The following is a 19,957-nucleotide window of genomic DNA, read 5'->3' as shown; positions in this document are numbered from 1 at the left end:
CGTGCACACCCTCCACACCGCCCCGCTGTTGCGCCGCACCGTCGACGACGGCGGACCGTTGCCGGGCTGGGCGGTGCTGGTCGACGGTGACCGGATCGAGGCGCTCGGCCCGGTCGAGGAACTGACGCAGGCGTACCCGATGGTGCGGGTGCGGCGGTGGCCCGGCACCCTCGGGCCGGCACTGGTGCACGACGGGCCGCTGCCGCCGGCCCCCAGCCCGCGCGAACGGGTGCACGCCCTGCTCCGGGTCGGCGTCGGCGCGGTGCTCGCCGCCCATCTCACCGACCCGGCGGTACGGGCGGCGGTGACCCGCAACGACGTCGCCGTCCTCGACGTGGCCCGGCCCCCCGTGCTGGCCGCCGGTGACCGGGCCGACCTGGCCGTCTTCGCCGACGACGGCCGCTGTCTCGCCACGATCGTCGCCGGTCGCCTGGTACACCGCCGAGCCTGACCGTCCCGGCGGCGCGGTGCCGGTGCCGCGCCGAGCGGACCGGGACCATGCGGACCGGGGCCGGGGCCAAAGCGGGCCAAGGCGGGCCGGGGACCGGGGCGATCGGGACGCGACCGGGGCCGGGGCGGGCCCGTTGGGCGGTCGGTGCCACGGACACCGGCGTAACTTGGGGATCATGTCTGTGCCGAGTGATCCGCATCCCCGCCTCCAGTCCTACGCCGACCCGCAGCGGCTGGTCACCACCGAGTGGCTGGCCGAGCACCTCGGCGACGAGGGTCTCGTCGTGGTCGAATCCGACGAGGACGTGCTGCTCTATGACACCGGTCACCTCCCGGGGGCCGTCAAGGTCGACTGGCACACCGAGCTGAACGACCAGGTCACCCGGGACTACCTGGACGCGGAGAGCTTCGCCGAGCTGTGCGCGGCCAAGGGCATCGGCCGGGACGACACGGTCGTCTTCTACGGCGACAACTTCAACTGGTGGGCCGCGTACGCGCTGTGGGTGTTCACCCTGTTCGGTCATGCCGACGTGCGGCTGCTCGACGGCGGCCGGCAGAAGTGGATCGCCGAGGGGCGTGAGCTGACCCGGGAGAAGACGGTCCGGCCGCGCGCCGACTATCCGGTGCCGCAGCGCAACGACGCGCCGGTCCGGGCGTACCGGGAGCAGGTGATGGCGCACGTGGCGGCGGGCCGGCCGCTGGTCGACGTGCGGTCGCCGGGCGAGTACACGGGCGAGATGCTGCACATGCCGGACTACCCGCAGGAGGGGGCGCTGCGCGGCGGGCACATCCCGGGCGCGGTCAGCAAGCCGTGGAAGTCCGCCGCCAACGACGACGGCACCTTCAAGTCGGCCGACGAGCTGCGGGCGATCTACACCGACCAGCTCGGACTGAGCCCGGCCGACGACGTGGTGGCGTACTGCCGGATCGGTGAGCGGTCCAGCCACACCTGGTTCGTCCTGCACCACCTGCTGGGCTTCCCGCAGGTGCGCAACTACGACGGCTCGTGGACCGAGTGGGGCAACCTGGTCCGCGCTCCCGTGGTCCGGGGCGACCAGCCGGGCGGCCTGGCCGGCTGACCACCCGCCCCGGCCCGGCCGGCCGGGGTCAGGTGGGGGCGCGGAGGTAGCGGTGGACGGTGGGGGCCAGCCAGGTGACCAGGTCGGCCGGCGGGGTGTCGACGACCGGGGGCAGGCGCAGCACGTACCGGGTCAGCGCCAGGCCGAGCATCTGGCTGGCGACCAGACCGGCCCGCCGGGGCGCCTGCGCCGGATCGGGTACGACGGCGGCCACCGCCGCGCCGAGCTGGTCGGTGAAGACCGCCCGCATCCGGTCGGCCGCACCCTGGTTGGTGGCGGCGGTACGCAGCAGCGCGACCAGCGTCCCGTCGCCCTCCCAGCGGTCGAGGAAGTGCCGGACCAGCACCTCACCGAGCTGGTCGGTGGGCTGGTCGGTGAGGTCCGGCAGCCGCAGGTCGAACTCGGCGGCCGCCGCGAACAACCCCTCCTTGCTGCCGTAGTAGCGCATCACCATGGACGGGTCGATCCTGGCGTCGGCGGCGATGGCCCGGATGGTGGCCCGCTCGTATCCGTCGGCGGCGAACCGCTGCCGGGCCGCGGTCAGGATCGCGGCCCGGGTGGCGTCGGATCGGCGGGCAGTCATGTCCCCGACTCTATGCCAACAGGCGTTGACCTCCGGTGTCCACCCGGCCTACCGTTGCCAACAAGTGTTGGCAAACGTTTGTTGGCAACGGAGGTGGGAGACGCTGCCCGCGCAGACCGACGTCCTGGTGGTGGGAGCCGGCCCGACCGGACTGACCGTCGCGGCCACCCTCGCCCGACAGGGCGTCGAGGTGACCGTGGTCGACCGGGCGTCCGTACCGCCGGTCACCTCCCGGGCCGCCGTCGTGCACGCGTACACGCTGGAGGTGTTGGACCGGATCGGCGTCACCGCGCCGCTGGTGGCCCGGGGACTGCGGGCGGCGCGCTTCACCGTGCGGGACCGCGACCGGGTGCTGCTCACCCTCGGCTTCGGGGACCTGCCGTCGACGTACCCGTACGCGCTGCTGGTCTCCCAGTCGGTGACCGAGGCGGTGCTCACCGAGCGGCTGGCCGCCCTCGGCGGGCAGGTGCACCGGCCGTACCAGCTCACCGGCCTGGACCACGACGGCGACCGGGCGGTCGCCGGCTTCGCCGACGGGACGAGCGTGCGGGCCCGCTGGGTGGTCGGCGCGGACGGCATGCACAGCACCGTCCGTGACCTGGCCGGCATCGGTTTCGGTGGGCCGGCCGACGTGGGCGAGTCGTTCCTGCTCGCCGACGTCCGGGTGAGCAGTGCGCTCCCCCGCGACGAGGTCGCGCTCTTCCTCGCCCGGCCGGGTCCGCTGGTGTGGGCACCCCTGCCGGACGGCGTGGTCCGGCTGGTCGCCGCCGTCGCCGACGCGCCCCGCGACCCGGACGCCGCCCGGCTCCAGGCGCTGCTCGACGAGCGCGGCCCGACCCGGCGGCCGGACCGGCTGACCGACGTGCTCTGGAGTTCCCGGTTCCGCGTCCACCACCGGATCGCCGACCGCTACCGGCGCGGCCGGGTGCTGCTCGCCGGGGACGCCGCGCACGTGCACAGCCCGGCCGGTGGGCAGGGGATGAACCTCGGCATCTGCGACGCGGTGGCCCTCGGGGCCGCCCTCGGCGGGGTCCTCGCCGGTCACCCCGACACCCTGCTGGACGACTACGCGGCCAGTCGTCGACCGCTCGCCGAGGAGGTCGTCGGCTTCGCCGCCCGGCTGACCCGGCTGGCCACCCTGCCGCCCGCCGGCCGGCCGCTGCGGGACCTGGCGCTGCACGCGGTGTCGGGGATGCCGCCGGTGCGCCGCCGGATCGCGCTGCGGCTCGCCGGCCTCCAGCAACGCGCGACGACCCGCCATCGGGGGGACGAGCGGCAAGCCGGTCGGCGGTAGATCGGCGGTATCACCGACACGCGGTCGTCGGGCGGGGGAACCTGCTGGTGGAACCCTGGTCACCCGGTGAGGAGAGGGCGTGCACCGACCGCGACCCCGGCTGCTGGCGCTGTGCGCCCTGGCCGCCGTGCCACCGGCGATCGAGGCGGTGGTGCTGGTCCGCCTAGGGTTCGTCGCCGCCGAGGGGTTGTCCTCCCAGGTCACCGCCGTCTGGCCGTACGACACCTATCACGACCTGCGCTGGCTGTACGTCTACCACGACTCGTGGCCCGACTTCCTGGCCGTGCTGCTGCTGTTGGTCGGGTTCCGTGGGGTGCTCACCACCGGGCTGGTGGCGCTCGCCTGGCCCGCCGGGGTGGCCCGACCCCGCCTGCGCCGGCTGCTCGTACGCAACCTCGGACTGTCCGCGGTGGTCACCGTGCTGGTCGCGCCGTGGGCGCTGATCTCGGTGGCCGCCTCGGTGGTCGCGCTCTCCTGGGTGCTGCTCGCCTCGCTGCTGCCGATGTTCCTGCTCGCGCCGTTCCTGCAACGGGCCGCCGTGGTCGCGCCGTGGTGGCGCGGGCTGCCGTCGATCGCCCTGGTCGGCTGGTCCCTGCTGAACCTCGTGGTGATCACCGTGGCCGGCGCGCTGTGCTGGAGCGTCCCCGGCTGGTGGACGGTGCCGGTCGCGCTGCTCGCCGGAGTGGCCAACGGGCTGCTGTGGGAACGCACCGTGCACGTGGCCGTGCAGACGCCCCGGGTGCGGTGGAGCCGGGTGCCGGTCACCCCGATCGCGGTTCTGCTGGCCCTCGCCGTGCCGCTGGCCATCCCGGCGCTGGTGCAGGTCGTCCCGGCCGGGGTGACGATCGAACAGGTGGTGCTCGGGCAGCGGCTGCCACCGGACGTCAGGCACGCGGTGATCGTCCTCGCCGGGCACGGCTCCGCCTACGACGGGGCGGCACCGGTCGACCCGAACGTGGAACGGTTCTCCTACCGGGGGCTGGCCGGGGACGGTCGGCCGCTGCCGTACCGGCCGGTGGACACCACCCGGTCGCTGGAGAGCGGTGCCGCCCTGCTGGAGAACCAGGTGGACCGGCTGCACCGGCGTACCGGCCGGCCGGTCGCCCTGATCGGGGAGAGCGAGGGGGCGATGCTGGCCCGCACCTACCTCGCACAGCGTCCGCACCCGGCGGTGGACACCCTGGTCATGTTCAGCCCGTTGATCGACGCGGGGCGGGCCTACTACCCGCCGCCCGGCGCGGACCGGGGCTGGGGCGTGGTCACCGGCTGGCAGCTTCGCGCCCTGCTCGGGGCGATCAGGCTGGTCGGGGTCGACGACAGCGGGCCGGACGATCCGTTCATCCGGTCGCTGCTGGACGACGCGCCCTTCTACCGCAATCAGTTGATGTGCCCGGTGCCGGGCGTCCGGATGTTGGCCTTCCTGCCGACCACCACGGCCACCGAGGCTCCGCCCGGCGAGTACACCGGCATCCCGGTCTTCCAGATGCCCGGGGTGCACGGCGGGCTGCTGGGCCGGTCGCTGGTCCAGGACCGGCTGGTCCACTTCCTGGCCGGAGTGCCGGAGAGTCGGCAACGCCGGGAGTATCCGCTGCTCCAGCAGCTCGGCGCGGGCTGGCAGGCACCCCCGCTGGCCATCCGGCTCAACCCGGCGTGGGACGGCCGGCGGCAACCGGACCCGTCCTTCACCGGGAGGGTCTGCCAGCCGTCCTGACCGGTGGATCCCGCCGCTCGGCGCGGCGGTGCCGGACGACCAGCCGCGCGGCGGCCAGGGTCAGGCCCACCACGATCAACGCCTCGATCGGGTGGTAGGGCGCGAACAGCAGGTGGACGACGACGACCACCGCCCCGACCACCAGGGCGGCCGTGACCCACCGGCGTCGACCGGAGGCGACGGCCAGACCGGTCACCACCAGCAGCACCCCGCTCGCCACGTGCAGCCAGGCCCAGCTGGTGAGGTCGTAGAAGACCAGCCCGTCGGCGTCCAGCGAGGCGTACACGTCGCCGCTGCCGACGTCGCCGATCCCGGCCAGCAGGTCGAACGCCCCGGCGCCGAGCAGCAGCCCCCCGGCGAGCAGTAACGACCGGTTCCGTTGCCGCACCGTCATCCCGTCCTCCGTCGCGTGGACCGCTCCTGTCAAGGCTAGGGGCGACGGGCCGTGCCGTCCGGCGATCGATGTCGCCGGGCGTCGACCGGGCACCGTCCGCCTGGTGAACTGGCGGGTAACCGCAGCCCCCCGGTGTCCGGGTCGAGGTCTACGCTTGCCGGGTGACGGTGGGGCAGCAGGCGAGGGGCAGCGTGGGCGGTGCGGGCCGGCGCCGGTCGAGGCGCGACGAGATCCTGGAGATCGCGGTCGGGCTCTTCGCCGCCCGCGGCTACCACGGGGTCTCCATGGACGACATCGGCGCGGCGGCCGGGGTGACCGGTCCCGCCCTCTACCACCACTTCGCCGGCAAGGAGGCGATGCTGGCCGCCGCGTTGATCCCGGTCAGCGAGGGGCTGCTCGACGGCGGCCGGGACCGGGCCGCCGGCCGTCCCGGCGACCCGCGCGGCGCGCTGGAGTCGCTGATCGACTTCCATGTCGACTTCGCGCTGGCCAACCCGGCGGTGATCGCCCTGCACCTGCACGAGCTCGACCGCCTCCCGGACGAGCCGCGGCGGCGCATCCGCAAGCTCCAGCGGCTGTACGTCGAGGAGTGGGTGACCGTGTTGACCGCCCTGCACCCCGGGCTGCCCGCCGGGGAGGCGCGGGTGCTGGCGCATGCCGCGTTCGGCCTGATGAACTCCACCCCGTTCCTCGGCGGCGAGGTCGACCGGCGGCGGCGGGCGGCCCTGCTGCGGGCCGCCGCGCTGGCCGCCCTACTGGCCGAGACCGGCCCCTGACCCGCGCCGCCCGGCCCTGACCCGCGCCGCCCGGCCTGAACAGCACCGGCTGGCCCCTTGACCCGCGCCGCCCGGGAATCCGGGTGGTTCGTCGACACTCCGGCCCGACTCGTGGTCGCCGGCCCGATCGTGGTTCCCTGGCATCCGTCCCCACCCCTGGACGCTGGAGGAAACATGATCGAGTCGCTGTTGGTCGCCAACCGGGGCGAGATCGCCCGCCGGATCATCCGTACCGCGAAGCGGCTCGGTGTCCGTGCGGTCGCGGTGCACTCGGAGGCCGACACCGACCTGCCGTTCGTGGTCGAGGCCGACGAGGCGGTGTGCGTGGGACCGGCGAACCCGGCCCAGAGCTACCGCAACGTGGCGGCGATCCTGGCCGCCGCCGAGGCCACCGGCGCGCAGGCGATCCACCCCGGGTACGGCTTCCTGTCGGAGAACGCCGACTTCGCCCGTACCGTGCAGGCCCGTGGGTTGGTCTGGGTCGGACCCGGCGCGGAGGCGATCACCGCGATGGGCGACAAGATCAACGCGCGGAACCTGATGGCGGCGGCCGGAGTGCCGGTCGCGCCCGGCACCACCGAGCCGGCCGCCGACCTGACCGCGGCGGTCGACGCCGCCGCCGGGATCGGCTACCCGGTGATGGTCAAGGCCGCCGCCGGCGGCGGCGGGATGGGCATGGCGGTGGCCGCCGACGAGGCCGCGCTACGCACCGAGTACGACAGGGTCCGCGCCTTCGCCGAGCGGATGTTCGGCGACGGCTCGGTGCTGATCGAGCGCTACTTCCCCCGGGTACGCCACGTCGAGGTGCAGATCCTCGGCCTGGCCGACGGCCGGGTGGTGGCGCTGGGCGAGCGGGAGTGTTCGGTGCAGCGGCGCAACCAGAAGCTGGTCGAGGAGTCGCCCTCCCCGGCGGTCTCGCCGGAGCTGCGGGCGCGGTTGCTGGCCGCCGCGGTGCGGGCCGGTGAAGCGGTCGGCTACCGCAACGCGGGCACCGTCGAGTGCCTGCTCGACCCGGCCACGCAGGAGTTCTTCTTCCTGGAGATGAACACCCGGCTCCAGGTGGAGCACCCGGTGACCGAGCTGGTCTACGGCGTCGACCTGGTGGAGGAGCAGCTGCGGGTGGCCGCCGGCCTGCCACCGACCTTCGACCCGGCGGCGCTGACCCCGCGCGGGCACGCGATCGAGCTGCGGATCAACGCGGAGGACCCGAAGCGGTTCCTGCCCGGCCCCGGCGTCATCAGCACCTGGGTGGAGCCCACCGGCGAGGGGGTACGGGTCGACTCCGGGTACGTCGCCGGCAACACCGTCACCCCGTTCTACGACAGCCTGCTGGCCAAGCTCGTGGTGAGCGGCGTGGACCGGGCCGAGGCGTTGTCCCGGGCCCGCACGGCGGTCGCCGACTTCGCGTTGGCCGGGCCGAAGAACAACCTGCCCTTCTTCGCCGAACTCCTCGACAACGAGGAGTTCGTCTCCGGCGACTACGACACCGGCATCGTCGGCCGGATGCGCTGACCCGTACGGGCCTGACCGCGCGGACCGCGTGGTCAGGCCCGCCGGATCCCACCGGGCGGGTACGGCAGGGGCGTCGGGATGCCGACGACGTCGAGGCGGGACGGCAGCGACACCGTGTCGATCCGGGGCGGGCGGTACCGCCCGGCCGGGGCGTCGTTGGTCGGGGTCGGGCCGACGGGGAAGTGCCCCGGGTTGCGGTCCTTCTGCGGGAGACCGTCCAGCAGGGCGGCCTCCCGTTGTCGCGGTACGTCGTCCGGGCCGCCGACGCGCGGCGCGGGCCGGAGACCTCCTTTCGGGGCCGCCTGGCCGGTGGCCCCCGTGACGGCGCGCAGCAGAGCGTTGCGCGCGGCCAGCGTGCGGCGGAGTGAGGCGTTCTCGGCGCGTAGTCGGGCGATGATCAGGTAGGCGTCGCCGGGAACGGGGTCCGCCTCGTCGGGTGCGGTCCGCCTGTCGACGCCCTCGGGGTGGGGCTGGTCGTCGACGGCCCGTCGGCGCTTCGTCGGTGGTTCACCCCGGGCCGCCTCGTAGAGCCGTTCCAGCCGACCCAGGGTCGCTGCCCGGTCCGCCTCGGCGACGGTGTGCGTGACCACCAGGACGACGGTCTGCCACGGCGGCCCCTTCGTCTCGGTGGTGAAGTGCCGGGACAGCCGCTTGCGCCAGGTGGCCCAGGTGCGGCCGGACCGGTTGTCGCAGATCCGGGCGGCCAGCCGGCTCCAGGTGTCGACCGCGCCGATCTCCGGGGACAGCTCGACGAGGTCGCGGACCGCCAGCGCGTACGCGGACACCGCCGTCGAGCCGTACCGGGACACGTAGCCGGCGGCCAACTGCTCGCGTGGGACGAGACAGTGCCGCTGGTGCCGTCCCGTCGGCGGGGCCGGCGTGCCGGTGCCGGAGGTCACGCGCGGACCTTTCGCCGAGCTGCCGGACCGGGATTCGTTCGTATCCGCATCCCGCCATGATGACCGGCTTCTTCAATACCCGTGGCGGGTTTCTGGCCGGGTGGTTGTCCGGGTAGGACGCTGTGGTCGCCGACGCGGTATCCGTTGCCCCGGAAGCGTCCGACCACCCTCCACTTTGGCCGGGTAGGGCCGGCCGCTGCCCGGCCAGAAGGCCGTGCTGGGCGGCCCGACCGGTCGTTGTGCCTGTCGTGCGGCGGCCCGGCGTCGACGGGTGGAACGGCGGGCCGGGCACGCCTCCGCCGGGGTTCCCCCGGCGGGTACTGCGTCCGCAGAGGTGGAGAAGATGGGAAGCGGAAGACCGGTCGGAGGCGCGCGTCCGCGCCCGGACCGTCGTCGGGTGGGCCGGTGCCTGCGGTCGACGGCGCTCTTCGCGGAGGGGGCGGTGGCGATGGCGCTGCTGCTGGGCCGCGAGGACGCGGCCGGCTGGGCGGGTGCCGTCGCGGCGGCGTTGCGCAGCACCGCCGAGCTGGTGGAGGGGGCGCGGCGTTGACCGCCCGGTGTCGGGCCACGACCGGCCCGACACCGGGTCGGCGTGGCGGTCGTGGCCGGCGTAGTGGTTCCCTGGTGGGACCACCGGTCGTCCGGCGTCCTGCGCCGTCGTCACCCACGAGGGACGACGCCGCAGGGGAATCCTCCGGCGACCCGATGTCACAGTGAGGTGACCATGAGTCAGATGCCAGCGGCGGTGTCGATCCGGGAGGTCGGGCCGCGCGACGGCCTCCAGAACGAGGAGCCGGTCCCCACCGAGGCCAAGGTGCGGCTGCTCGACGCCCTGTCCGGCACGGGGGTCCGCCGGATCGAGGCGGTGTCGTTCGTGCATCCGAAGGCGATCCCGCAGATGGCCGACGCCGACGAGGTGTGGCGGCGGGCCGACCGGGTCGAGGGGGTCCGCTACTCGGCGCTGGTGCCCAACACCCGGGGTGCGCAGCGGGCACTGGCGGCCGGCTTCACCGAGATCGAGGTGGTGGTGTCGGCCAGCGACACGCACAACCGGCGCAACGTCAACCGCTCCACCGCCGAGTCCCTCGACGACATCGCCGAGCTGATCGACCTGCTGCACGGCGCGGGTGCGCGGGCCGAGGTGATCGTGGCGACCAGTTTCGGCTGCCCGTACGAGGGGGACGTCGATCCGGGGCGGGTCGCCGGGATCGTCGAGCGGGTGGTCCGCGACGGCGCGGACCGGGTCGCGTTCGGCGACACCACCGGCATGGGTACGCCCCGACGGGTCCGGGAGCTGGTCACCGCCGTCCGTGACCGGGAGCCCGACGTGCCGGTGCTGCTGCACTTCCACAACACCCGGGGCACCGCGTTGGCGAACCTGCTGACCGCCCTGGAGCTGGGCATCACCGAGTTCGACGCCAGCGTCGGCGGCCTGGGCGGCTGCCCGTACGCGCCGGGGGCGAGCGGGAACCTGGCCACCGAGGAGGCGGTGCACATGCTGCACGACATGGGCATCGACACCGGTATCGACCTGGACGCCCTGATCGCGGTGGCCGAGTTGGCCGAGGAGATGCTGGGCAAGCGGCTGCCGTCCGGGGTACTGCGGGCCGGGCCGCGTACCCGGCTGACCGCCCACTGACCGGTCGGCTGCGCGGGGCGCGGGAGGCGCGTGGGGCGCGGGACGCGCGGGGAGGGGCCGGCGTGCTGCCGGCCCCTCCGTCGGCTCGCGTCGCGGGTCAGCCCACGGTGAGCAGCGCCGGCCAGCTGTCCTTGAAGACCTGGCTGCCGGTGCTGCTGCTCCGCTCACCGGCGCTGAGGGTGCCGGCGAACAGGCTGGTGACCCGGTTCGCCTCGGCGGTGCTCGGGTACGGGTTGGTGCAGCTGGTGCCGGCGCTGCCGCCGGACATCAGGATCGCGCAGTTGCCGTTGTAGTTGTCGGGCAGGCCGAGGATGTGCCCGATCTCGTGGGTCATGATCCGCAGCGGGCTGTACTGGGCGGCCTGCTGGGTGTCGATGTAGACCCGGCCGTTGCCGAGGCTGGTGCGCTGGGCGTACGAGCCGCCGCCGGTGATCTGGTAGATCCGCAGGTTGGTGCCGCAGTTCGCGGTCAGCGTGAGGTTGTTGGTGGCGTTGTTCCAGATCGAGGCGGCCTGGTTGGCGATGCCCGCGTAGCTCGGTGCCTGGCTGGTGTTGTAGCAGATGGTCATCGCGGCGGAGGCGGGCGCGGGGTTGGCGACCGTGAGGCCGAGGGTCGCGGTGGCCGTCGCCAGGGCGGCGACGGCGAGGCGCTTGACGCGTGAGTTCATGGCTCACTCCAATCCGGAGGGGGTGTCAGGAGCGTAGCCACATTGATAGTTCACTATCAATATCTTGGTGGGAAGTCGGTCGGGTGGTCGGGTGGGTGCCGGATGCGCTAGCCTAACGATCGTTCAGGTTGGTCGGCGTGGCGACGACGACGCCGTACGGCGGTCGGGCGCGTCCACGGTGCGAGGGGGTCGGCGTGACGCTCGACGGTGCGGCACTGGAGCAGCTGCGCAAGCGCGCCCGTTCCGGCGGGGCCGACAAATACCATGCGGCAAACGCCGGCAAGGGCAAGCTCTTCGCCCGGGAGCGGGTCGCCATCCTGGTCGACGAGGGCTCGTTCGTCGAGGACGGCCTCTATGCCAACGCGCTGGCCGAGGGGCTGCCCGCCGACGGCGTGGTCACCGGCACCGCCACCATCGACGGTCGGCCGGTCTGCCTGATGGCCAACGACTCCACGGTCAAGGCCGGCAGCTGGGGCGCACGCACCGTCGAAAAGATCATCAGGATCATCGAGCGGGCCTACTCGACCGGCGTGCCGATGGTCTACCTGGTCGACTCGGCCGGCGCCCGGATCACCGACCAGGTCGACCTCTTCCCCGGTCCCCGTGGCGCCGGCAAGATCTTCTGGAACCAGGTCCGCGCCTCCGGGGCGATCCCGCAGGTCTGCGCGCTGTTCGGGCCGAGCGCCGCCGGTGGGGCGTACATCCCGGCGTTCTGCGACGTGGTGGCCATGGTCGAGGGCAACGCCAGCATGTACCTCGGCTCCGACCGGATGGTCGAGATGGTCACCGGGGAGAAGACCACCCTGGAGGCGATGGGCGGGGCCCGGGTGCACTGCGCCGAGTCCGGCGTGGGTCACTTCCTGTGCAGGACCGAGGCCGACGCGCTCGACGTGGTGAAGACCTACCTGTCCTACCTCCCGTCGAACTGGCGGCAGCAGCCACCGGCCGCCCCGGCCGTCGCCGCGCCGGCCAAGGCCGACCTCGCCGCCCTGGTGCCGGCCAGCGAGCGGCAGGCGTTCGACATGCGCCGGTACGTCAAGGGCCTGCTCGACGACGGTTCGTTCTTCGAGATCCAGGCGCTCTGGGCGAAGGAGCTGACCATCGGGTTCGGCCGGCTGGACGGCCAGGTCGTCGGCGTGGTGGGCAACAACTCGATGTTCAAGGGCGGGGTGCTCTTCGTCGACTCGGCCGACAAGGCGACCCGGTTCGTGCAGCTCTGCGACGCGTTCAACGTGCCGCTGCTGTTCCTCAGCGACGTGCCCGGGTTCATGGTCGGCAGCGCGGTGGAGAAGCAGGGCATCATCCGGCACGGGGCCAAGATGATCACCGCGATCTCCGAGGCGACCGTACCCAAGATCTGTGTGGTGGTCCGCAAGGCGTACGGCGCGGGCCTGTACGCGATGGCCGGCCCCGGGTTCGAGCCGGACGCGACGATCGCCCTGCCCACCGCGAAGATCGCGGTGATGGGGGCCGAGGCCGCCGTCAACGCCGTCTACGCCAACAAGATCGCGGCGATCGCCGACGAGGCCGAGCGGGCCGCCTTCGTCGCCGCCAGGCGGGCCGAGTACGAGCGGGACATCGACGTGGTCCGGCTCGCCAGCGAGCTGGTGATCGACACGATCGTCGAACCGCACGAGCTACGTGCCGAGCTGGTCCGCCGGTTCACCGCCGCGCGGAGCAAGGACCGGCACTTCTCCCACCGCCGGCACGGCGTCACCCCGGTCTGACCGGCCGCGCAACCCCACCCGCCGCCCCGGCGTCACGAGCGCCCGGGGAGGCACCCGGACAGGAGGAACCGATGGACTTCCGGCTCAGCGAGGAACAGGCGGCGCTGCGGGAGAGCGTGCGGGACTTCGCCCGCGAGGCGGTCGCCCCGGTGATCGCCGACCACTACGAACGGCACACCTTCCCGTACGAGATCGTCCGGCAGATGGGCAAGATGGGGCTGTTCGGTCTGCCCTTCCCCGAGGAGCACGGCGGCATGGGCGGCGACTACTTCGCCCTCTGTCTGGCCCTGGAGGAGCTGGCCCGGGTCGATTCCAGCGTGGCGATCACCCTGGAGGCGGCGGTCTCCCTCGGCGCGATGCCGATCTACCGGTTCGGCACCGACGAGCAGCGGGAGCGGTGGCTGCCCAAACTGCTCAGCGGTGAGGCCCTCGCGGGGTTCGGGCTGACCGAGCCGGGCACCGGGTCGGACGCGGGCGGTACCCGGACCCGGGCGGTGCTGGACGGCGACGAGTGGGTGATCAACGGGTCGAAGGCGTTCATCACCAACTCGGGTACCGACATCACCGCGCTGGTCACCGTCACCGCGGTCACCGGCACCAACCCGGACGGCTCCAAGGAGCTGTCCACCATCATCGTGCCGTCCGGCACGCCCGGGTTCACCGTGGCACCGGCGTACTCGAAGGTGGGGTGGAACGCCTCGGACACCCACGAGCTGACCTTCGACGACTGCCGCGTGCCGGCCGGGAACCTGCTCGGCGCGCGGGGCCGGGGCTTCGCGCAGTTCCTGCGGATCCTCGACGAGGGGCGGATCGCCATCGCCGCCCTCGCCGTCGGCCTCGCCCAGGGCTGCGTCGACGAGTCGCTGAGGTACGCGAAGGAGCGCCAGGCGTTCGGTCAGCCGATCGGCAACTACCAGGCCATCCAGTTCAAGATCGCCGACATGGAGCTGAAGGCGCACACCGCCCGGCTGGCCTACTACGACGCCGCCGCGCGGATGCTCGCCGGTGAGCCGTTCAAGCGGCAGGCGGCGATCGCCAAGCTGCACGCCAGCACCGTCGCAGTGGACAACGCCCGGGAGGCGACCCAGATCCACGGCGGCTACGGCTTCATGAACGAGTACCCGGTGGCCCGGTTCTGGCGGGACGCCAAGATCCTGGAGATCGGCGAGGGCACCTCCGAGGTGCAGCGCATGATCATCGCCCGCGACCTGGGCCTGTGACCGTACCGGCCGACCGGGCCGGGCGCAGCGCGCCGACGGTGGTTTGTCGGGTATCCGCAGCCTTGCGTCAGTAGGCCGACGAAGGACTGCTCGGCGTCGTATCCCGTCCGTACCCTTCCTGCCCATGACTCCGGATCATGATCACTCGGCGGGCACGGGTGGTCCCACCCCGATCGGGGAGCTGGTGCGGTCCCACCGCCTGGCCGCCGGTCTCACCCAGGCCGACCTCGCCCAGCGGGCCGGGGTCGGCGTGCGGACGATCCGTGACCTGGAACGCGGCCGGGCACATCGGCCGCAGCGGACCACCGCCGAGCTGCTCGCCGGGGCGCTCGGCCTGACCGGCACGGCCCGGGCCGGCTTCCTCGCCAGTGCCCGCGGCACGGCCGCCGTCGACCCGGCCGAGCCGCCCACCGCCGGGCTCCCGCACCGCCCGGCCCCCACCGGCGCCGCCCGCCGCGACCTCGACCTTCCGGGTACGCCGATGGCGCTGCCCCCGGCGGTCGAGCTGATCGGTCGGGAACGGGAACTGGACGAGCTGGCCGGGCTGCTGACCGGCGACGGCTGGCCGCCGGTGCTGAGCCTGGTCGGCCTGGCCGGGGTCGGCAAGACCGCACTCGCCCTGGCGGTGGCGCACGCGGTGGCCGACGCCCATCCCGGCGGGGTGGCCGGCGTGCTGATCGGTGTCGGCTCCGACGCCAACGACGTGCTCGCCGCGGCCTGCGCGGTGCTCGGCGCGGCCCGGCTCGCCGAGTTGGCCGCCCGGCTCCGGGGCCGGCCGGCGCTGCTGCTGGTGGACGCGGTCGAGCGGGCGCCCGACCCGGTGGCCGAGGTGCTGCACCTGCTCGTCACGGCGGTGCCCACCCTGCGGGTGGTGGTGACCGGTCGACACCCGGTCGGCATCCCGGGGGAGCTCGTCCGCCCGGTCGCCCCGCTGGAGGTGCCCCCGGCCGGCGTGGTCGACCCGGACGAGCTGGCCCGCTGGCCGGCGGCGGCCCTGTTCACCGCCCGGCTGACCCGGGTCCGCCCGGAGCCGCCCGGCCCGGACGAGCTACCCGCCCTCACCGCGCTGGTCCGTCGACTCGACGGGCTGCCCCTGGCGATCGAGCTGATGGCGGCCCGGGGGCGGATCCTCGACCTGCCCGAACTGCTCGGCCGGTACGGCGACCGGGTGCTCGACCTGGCCGGCCCGGACCTGGGCGGGCGGGGCTGGGAGGCCGCGCCGCCGGGCCGTACCGCCGAACCGGCCCGGACGGCGGTGGCGGTGACCCTGCGGGAGGCGGTGGCCACCAGTTACCGGCTGCTCGACGCCGGGGAGCAGGCGGCGCTGCGCCGGCTCTCCGTCTTCGCCAACCGGTGGTCGGTGGAGCTGGCCGAGGAGCTGCTCGTCGACGAGGCCGACCGGGATCCGGCGGCGCCGGTCGATCCGGTGCCCCTGCTGGACCGGTTGGTCGAGCTGGGCCTGGCCAGTGTCCGGGGTGCCGGGCCGCTGCGGTTCCGCCTGCTCGACGCGGTCCGCGAGTACGCCATCGAGCAGGCCGCCGGCCGGGGTGAGCTGACCGCCGCCCGCCGCCGGCATGCGGTGGTGATCACCCGGCTGGTGACCCGCACCGCGCCGGATCTGGTCGGGGCGCGACACTCCAGCGCTGTGCGGCGGCTCGACGAGGCGACGGGTGACATCGGCGCGGCGCTGGCGCACGCCGCCCGGGACGATCCGGACACGGCCCTGCGACTGGCCGCCGCGCTGCCCCGCTGGTGGCGGATGCGGGGGCGGGACGTCAGCGGCCGGCAGTGGTTGCGCCGGCTGCTCGCGGACCCCCGTACCGCACACGCCGATCCGGTGCTACGGGCCTGGGCGGCGCTCGGGGTGGCCCGGCTCGCCGCCGGACACGGCGCGGCGGCGCAGGAACTGCCCGCCGTCCGGGCCGCGCTCGCGGTGCTGGCCGGGCGGGCCGACGTGGCCGGTGAGCTGGCGGCGCGGAGCATCCTCGGCACCCTGCTGGTCGTCACCGGCTCGTACGACGAGGCGGCCGAGCAGGCCCACTCGGTGCTGACGCTGGCCACCCGGCACGGCCGGACCCGGGACATGGCGGTCGCCCAGCACCATCTGGCCTGGCACGAGATCCGCCTCGGTGACCTGCCGGCGGCCCGGCGTCGGCTCGCCGCGGTGGACCGGTTGGCGGCCCACTGCGGGGAGTCCCGGCTGCGCCTGCTGGCCCGCGCCGACCTGGCCGAGGTGGCCCGGCTGGCGGGTCGCTACAGCGACGCGGTGGAGCAGGGCCGGCGGGTGATCGCGGCGCTGGCCGGAGTGGGTGATCCGGGGCACCGGCGGCAGGTGCTGGGCACGGTCGGGCTGGCGCTGGCCCGGTCGGGCCGGCTGGAGGAGGCCGCCGAGGTCCTGGCCGAGCTGCGCTGCGACGGCCGGGCGGGGCCGTCCCCGTCCCGGGCCGCTGTGGAGGCGGGGACGGCCGGGGAGGCGCTGCCCGGGGCACGTCCGGTCGGGGACGGGCCGGTCCGGCCGGAGGAGGGGGTGTGCGCGTTGATCGAGGCCACCATGGCGCAGCACCGGGGGGACCGGGAGCTGGCGGCGGAGTGGTTCGCGGTGGCGGTGACCGCCGGTGCGGCCGGGCAGGACCGGCGGGACGTGATCGAGGCGCTGGTCGGGCTGGCCGCGAGCACCGGCTCCGCCGAGGCGAGGGAGCGGTTGGCGCTGGCCTGCCGGCACGCCGGCATCCGGTTGCTGCCGGCGGAGGAGCGGCTGCTGGGATAGCCGCGACCGGGTGGACGGGGACAGCCGCCCGTCTTGTGGACGCGGGGGTGGCGCGAGCGAAGAAGCCCCCTGGTCAAACCCCTCGCTCAATCGCTCGCGCCGGCACCCCCCGGTGCTCCCCCGCGCGATGAAGGCTAGCCAGCCGGGGCGTCCGTTTTGTGGTTATCAGCGCGCGTGCGTCCGGTGGCCCCGTCGGGTTCTGCCGCTTTTTCTGCCGGTGCGGTCGCGGCGTCCGACGGTGGGTCGTGGGTGCCCGACGGTGGATGGGTCAGCAGTCGGCCGGCGGCTCGTCGGTGGGTGCCCGGTCGGTGCTGCCGGCGGTGGCGCCGGGGTGGACCGCGTCGCGTACCTGACGCAGGCCGTCCAGCAGGGCGGCGAGGGTCGCGGGGGTGAGCTGGCCGGTGAACCACTGCTCGATGATCCGCAGGTGGCCGGGCAGTGTCTCGTCCAGCCGCTGCATACCGGCCGGGGTGACCACGGCGTACGAGCTGCGCCGGTCGGACGGGCAGGCCCGGCGGCGGAGCAGGCCGTCGCGCTCCATCCGGTCCACCACCCGGGTGACCCCGCTGGTGGACAGCGAGGTCTGCGCGGCCAGGTCGGTCATCCGCAGTTGGTTGCCGGGCGACCGGGCCAGGCGCATCAGCACCTCGAACTCGACGGCGGAGACGCCGTGCTCCTCGTACTGCGCGGCGAACCGGGCGGTCAGGCCGGCGTGCGCCTCGACCAGGAGGCCGACGGCGGTGATCCGGGGATCGTCGAACACATTCTCGTCCACGGGGACATCCTAGCAGTGGTTGACACGGGGAATATTGCTGCGGTTATAGTTGCTCAAGCAGTCGTTGGGCTAGCAAACAATCTCCGGAGGGCAGTTACATGACCAGCACCGAGTCGGTTACCCGCGACTGGGACGGCCTCACCATCCCCGCTGCCGGCACCTACCTGCTGGATGCCGCGCACAAGCGGGTGGGCTTCGTCGCCCGGCACATGATGGTCAGCAAGGTACGCGGTGAGTTCGCGGACGCGACCGCCACCATCACCGTCGCCGAGGATCCGTTGCAGTCCGCGGTCTCCGCCACCATCCAGGCGGCCAGCATCAACACCGCCCAGGCGGACCGGGACGGTCACCTGCGCAGCCCCGAGTTCCTCGACGTCGAGCAGTTCCCGACGCTGGAGTACCGCAGCACCGCCGTGAAGTCCCGCGACGGCAACGAGTTCGTCCTGCTCGGTGACCTGACCATCAAGGGCGTCACCCGCCAGGTCGAGCTGGAGGTCGAGTTCGAGGGCGTCGGCCGTACCCCGTTCGGCACCGACGTGTTCGGCTTCACCGCCAGCACGGAGATCGACCGCGAGGACTTCGGTCTGACCTGGAACGTCGCCCTGGAGACCGGCGGCGTGCTGGTCGGCAAGAAGATCAAGATCGAGATCGAGGGCGAGGCCGTCCGGCAGGCCTGACCCAGCCCGTCGTCGAGGCCCCCGTTCACCGCGAGCGGGGGCCTCGACGCGTACGGGTGCGGATTGTCACTGTCCGGCGACGACGCCACCCGGTGCTGGTGGACGGTCGCTGGGTAGAGAAGCGGGTAAGCGCATACCCGGTGGGCACTGGCCCCGGCGCGTGGGCGCTCCTATGGTGGTTCACACTGCGCGCCGGGACGATCACCGTCCGGTGCGTCTCACGCCTGGAGGAAACAGTGGGTAGGGACGTCGAGCAGGGTGCGTTCTCCCGGGAGGACCGGGTCCGCTACCGGCAGAAGGTACGGCGTTGTCTGGACGTCTTCGCGCTGATGCTCGACGACTTCGGCTTCGACGCCGACCGGCCGATGACCGGCCTGGAGATCGAACTCAATCTGATGGACCCGGACGCCGAACCGGCGATGCGCAACGAGGAGATCCTCGCGGCGATCGCCGACCCGCTGTTCCAGACCGAACTCGGCCGGTTCAACCTGGAGCTGAACGCGGAGCCCCGGCTGATCGAGGGGGCCGGCTTCGCCCACTACGAGGACGACCTGCGCGGCAGCCTGACCCGGGCCGACGAGCGGGCGGCCAAGTCGGACGCGCGGATCGTCATGGTCGGCATCCTGCCCACCCTCACCGAGCGGCACCTGGTGGCCGACAACCTCTCCACCAACGAGCGGTACCGGGTGCTCAACGACCAGATCGTCGGGGCCCGGGGCGAGGACATCGAGCTGGACATCCGGGGCGTGGAGCGGCTGCGGACGCACACCGACTCGATCGTGCCCGAGGCCGCCTGCACCAGCCTCCAGTTCCACATCCAGGTGGCGCCGGACAGCTTCGCCGACTACTGGAACGCCTCCCAGGCCATCGCCGGCGTCCAGGTCGCCGTCGGCGCGAACTCTCCCTTCCTGTACGGCCGGCAGCTCTGGGCGGAGACCCGGATCGCCCTGTTCCAGCAGGCCACCGACACCCGCCCGGACGAGCTGAAGGCCCAGGGGGTACGCCCCCGGGTGTGGTTCGGGGAGCGCTGGATCACCTCGATCTTCGACCTGTTCGAGGAGAACGTCCGGTACTTCCCGCCGCTGCTGCCGATCTGCGCCGACGAGGATCCGGTCGAGGTGCTGCACGGCGGCGGCGTCCCGGAGCTGTCCGAGCTGCGCCTGCACAACGGCACCGTCTACCGCTGGAACCGCCCGGTGTACGACATCATGAACGGCCGTCCGCACCTTCGGGTGGAGAACCGGGTGCTGCCGGCCGGCCCGACCGTGGTCGACATGCTGGCCAACGCCGCCTTCTACTTCGGGTTGGCGCGCGGGCTGGCCGAGTCGGACCGGCCGATCTGGAGCCAGCTCAACTTCAGCTCCGCCGAGGAGAACTTCCATACCGCCGCCCGACGGGGCCTGGACGCGGTGCTGCACTGGCCCCGGCTGGGCGAGGTGCCGGTCGCCAAGCTGATCCTGGACACCCTGCTGCCGGAGGCGGCCACCGGGCTGGACCGGTTCGGTGTCGCCCCCGCCGAACGGGACCGGCTGCTCGGCATCATCGAGCAGCGCTGTAGCACCGGCCGCAACGGCGCGGTCTGGCAGACCGAGACGGTGCTGGCCGCCGAACGGCACCGCCACCTGGACCGGGACGCGGCGCTGCGCCACATGGCCAACCGGTACGCCGAACTCCAGCGCAGCAACGAACCGGTGCACACCTGGCCGGTCGACTGACCCGCACCGGCCCGGTGTCCGGCTGAGCGACGTCGGCCCGGGTGTCCGCCCGGTCCGGTGTCCGGTTTCCCG

The 19,957-nt window shown here is 73.6% G+C and carries 18 protein-coding genes; 13 read left to right on the top strand and 5 right to left on the bottom strand.

What is annotated here, in order from left to right; all coding sequences use genetic code 11:
* Nucleotide 1 precedes the first annotated feature (1 nt).
* Nucleotides 2-451, top strand: coding sequence for an imidazolonepropionase-like domain-containing protein (locus tag GA0070623_RS18160; protein WP_067300841.1), 450 nt, complete (start codon nt 2-4; stop codon nt 449-451).
* Between the two features lie 175 nt (nt 452-626).
* On the top strand, nt 627-1,529 hold the full coding sequence (locus GA0070623_RS18155) for a sulfurtransferase (protein ID WP_067300838.1): 903 nt from the start codon (nt 627-629) through the stop codon (nt 1,527-1,529).
* 28 nt (nt 1,530-1,557) lie between these two features.
* On the opposite strand, the gene GA0070623_RS18150 is transcribed toward GA0070623_RS18155, so the two are convergent.
* Complete coding sequence (locus tag GA0070623_RS18150) at nt 1,558-2,112, bottom strand: TetR/AcrR family transcriptional regulator (RefSeq protein WP_067300835.1); 555 nt, start codon at nt 2,110-2,112, stop codon at nt 1,558-1,560.
* Nucleotides 2,113-2,179: 67 nt separating this feature from the next.
* Here GA0070623_RS18150 and GA0070623_RS18145 point away from each other — a divergent pair, with 67 nt between their 5' ends.
* Nucleotides 2,180-3,406, top strand: coding sequence for an FAD-dependent oxidoreductase (locus GA0070623_RS18145; protein ID WP_231932445.1), 1,227 nt, complete (start codon nt 2,180-2,182; stop codon nt 3,404-3,406).
* Between the two features lie 79 nt (nt 3,407-3,485).
* Nucleotides 3,486-5,117, top strand: coding sequence for an alpha/beta fold hydrolase (locus GA0070623_RS18140; protein ID WP_067300832.1), 1,632 nt, complete (start codon nt 3,486-3,488; stop codon nt 5,115-5,117).
* Here the strand turns inward: GA0070623_RS18140 and GA0070623_RS18135 are convergent.
* A complete protein-coding gene (locus GA0070623_RS18135) occupies nt 5,089-5,511 on the bottom strand; it encodes a DUF7144 family membrane protein (RefSeq protein WP_067300829.1) in 423 nt (140 codons plus the stop codon). The genes GA0070623_RS18140 and GA0070623_RS18135 overlap by 29 nt on opposite strands.
* Before the next feature lie 161 nt (nt 5,512-5,672).
* Here GA0070623_RS18135 and GA0070623_RS18130 point away from each other — a divergent pair, with 161 nt between their 5' ends.
* Together GA0070623_RS18130 and GA0070623_RS18125 are read left to right on the top strand one after the other, a co-directional pair.
* Nucleotides 5,673-6,287: a TetR/AcrR family transcriptional regulator gene (locus GA0070623_RS18130; protein ID WP_067300826.1), complete on the top strand. Its 615-nt coding sequence runs from the start codon at nt 5,673-5,675 to the stop codon at nt 6,285-6,287.
* 174 nt (nt 6,288-6,461) lie between these two features.
* Nucleotides 6,462-7,799: an acetyl-CoA carboxylase biotin carboxylase subunit gene (locus tag GA0070623_RS18125; RefSeq protein WP_067300823.1), complete on the top strand. Its 1,338-nt coding sequence runs from the start codon at nt 6,462-6,464 to the stop codon at nt 7,797-7,799.
* A 32-nt stretch (nt 7,800-7,831) separates the two neighbouring features.
* Here GA0070623_RS18125 and GA0070623_RS18120 read toward each other — a convergent pair whose 3' ends face one another.
* Nucleotides 7,832-8,698: a hypothetical protein gene (locus GA0070623_RS18120; RefSeq protein WP_067300820.1), complete on the bottom strand. Its 867-nt coding sequence runs from the start codon at nt 8,696-8,698 to the stop codon at nt 7,832-7,834.
* 343 nt (nt 8,699-9,041) lie between these two features.
* Here GA0070623_RS18120 and GA0070623_RS30035 point away from each other — a divergent pair, with 343 nt between their 5' ends.
* Complete coding sequence (locus GA0070623_RS30035) at nt 9,042-9,248, top strand: hypothetical protein (protein WP_157746980.1); 207 nt, start codon at nt 9,042-9,044, stop codon at nt 9,246-9,248.
* A 174-nt stretch (nt 9,249-9,422) separates the two neighbouring features.
* Nucleotides 9,423-10,337 (top strand): hydroxymethylglutaryl-CoA lyase, encoded by a 915-nt coding sequence (locus tag GA0070623_RS18115; protein WP_089004107.1) that lies wholly within the window; start codon nt 9,423-9,425, stop codon nt 10,335-10,337.
* 97 nt (nt 10,338-10,434) lie between these two features.
* On the opposite strand, the gene GA0070623_RS18110 is transcribed toward GA0070623_RS18115, so the two are convergent.
* Complete coding sequence (locus tag GA0070623_RS18110; protein WP_089004106.1) at nt 10,435-11,004, bottom strand: snapalysin family zinc-dependent metalloprotease; 570 nt, start codon at nt 11,002-11,004, stop codon at nt 10,435-10,437.
* A 194-nt stretch (nt 11,005-11,198) separates the two neighbouring features.
* Here GA0070623_RS18110 and GA0070623_RS18105 point away from each other — a divergent pair, with 194 nt between their 5' ends.
* The 3 genes from GA0070623_RS18105 (at nt 11,199) to GA0070623_RS18095 (ending at nt 16,718) form a co-directional block, all read left to right on the top strand.
* Nucleotides 11,199-12,731, top strand: coding sequence for an acyl-CoA carboxylase subunit beta (locus tag GA0070623_RS18105; protein ID WP_067300813.1), 1,533 nt, complete (start codon nt 11,199-11,201; stop codon nt 12,729-12,731).
* A gap of 71 nt (nt 12,732-12,802) precedes the next feature.
* Entirely contained in the window at nt 12,803-13,951 is a 1,149-nt protein-coding gene (locus GA0070623_RS18100; RefSeq protein ID WP_067300810.1) for an acyl-CoA dehydrogenase family protein, read from the top strand.
* 124 nt (nt 13,952-14,075) lie between these two features.
* On the top strand, nt 14,076-16,718 hold the full coding sequence (locus tag GA0070623_RS18095; RefSeq protein WP_089004105.1) for an ATP-binding protein: 2,643 nt from the start codon (nt 14,076-14,078) through the stop codon (nt 16,716-16,718).
* A gap of 268 nt (nt 16,719-16,986) precedes the next feature.
* On the opposite strand, the gene GA0070623_RS18090 is transcribed toward GA0070623_RS18095, so the two are convergent.
* A complete protein-coding gene (locus GA0070623_RS18090) occupies nt 16,987-17,493 on the bottom strand; it encodes a MarR family winged helix-turn-helix transcriptional regulator (RefSeq protein WP_067300805.1) in 507 nt (168 codons plus the stop codon).
* Between the two features lie 98 nt (nt 17,494-17,591).
* Here GA0070623_RS18090 and GA0070623_RS18085 point away from each other — a divergent pair, with 98 nt between their 5' ends.
* Nucleotides 17,592-18,170 carry a YceI family protein gene (locus tag GA0070623_RS18085; RefSeq protein WP_067300802.1) on the top strand — a complete coding sequence of 193 codons (579 nt, stop codon included), beginning with the start codon at nt 17,592-17,594 and terminating at the stop codon, nt 18,168-18,170.
* 236 nt (nt 18,171-18,406) lie between these two features.
* Complete coding sequence (locus GA0070623_RS18080; protein ID WP_067300799.1) at nt 18,407-19,885, top strand: glutamate-cysteine ligase family protein; 1,479 nt, start codon at nt 18,407-18,409, stop codon at nt 19,883-19,885.
* The last annotated feature ends 72 nt before the right edge of the window (nt 19,886-19,957 follow it).

Source organism: Micromonospora rifamycinica (genome assembly GCF_900090265.1).
GTDB lineage: Bacteria > Actinomycetota > Actinomycetes > Mycobacteriales > Micromonosporaceae > Micromonospora > Micromonospora rifamycinica.
This window is presented reverse-complemented; position numbering and strand designations above follow the sequence as displayed.

Excerpts from the sequence above, each read along its gene's own strand:
- GA0070623_RS18155 (WP_067300838.1), top strand. The coding sequence starts at position 627 with ATGTCTGTGCCGAGTGATCCGCATCCCCGCCTCCAGTCCTACGCCGAC.
- GA0070623_RS18150 (WP_067300835.1), bottom strand. The coding sequence starts at position 2,112 with ATGACTGCCCGCCGATCCGACGCCACCCGGGCCGCGATCCTGACCGCG.
- GA0070623_RS18135 (WP_067300829.1), bottom strand. The coding sequence starts at position 5,511 with ATGACGGTGCGGCAACGGAACCGGTCGTTACTGCTCGCCGGGGGGCTG.
- GA0070623_RS18125 (WP_067300823.1), top strand. The coding sequence starts at position 6,462 with ATGATCGAGTCGCTGTTGGTCGCCAACCGGGGCGAGATCGCCCGCCGG.
- GA0070623_RS30035 (WP_157746980.1), top strand. The coding sequence starts at position 9,042 with ATGGGAAGCGGAAGACCGGTCGGAGGCGCGCGTCCGCGCCCGGACCGT.
- GA0070623_RS18115 (WP_089004107.1), top strand. The coding sequence starts at position 9,423 with ATGAGTCAGATGCCAGCGGCGGTGTCGATCCGGGAGGTCGGGCCGCGC.
- GA0070623_RS18110 (WP_089004106.1), bottom strand. The coding sequence starts at position 11,004 with ATGAACTCACGCGTCAAGCGCCTCGCCGTCGCCGCCCTGGCGACGGCC.
- GA0070623_RS18100 (WP_067300810.1), top strand. The coding sequence starts at position 12,803 with ATGGACTTCCGGCTCAGCGAGGAACAGGCGGCGCTGCGGGAGAGCGTG.
- GA0070623_RS18095 (WP_089004105.1), top strand. The coding sequence starts at position 14,076 with ATGACTCCGGATCATGATCACTCGGCGGGCACGGGTGGTCCCACCCCG.
- GA0070623_RS18085 (WP_067300802.1), top strand. The coding sequence starts at position 17,592 with ATGACCAGCACCGAGTCGGTTACCCGCGACTGGGACGGCCTCACCATC.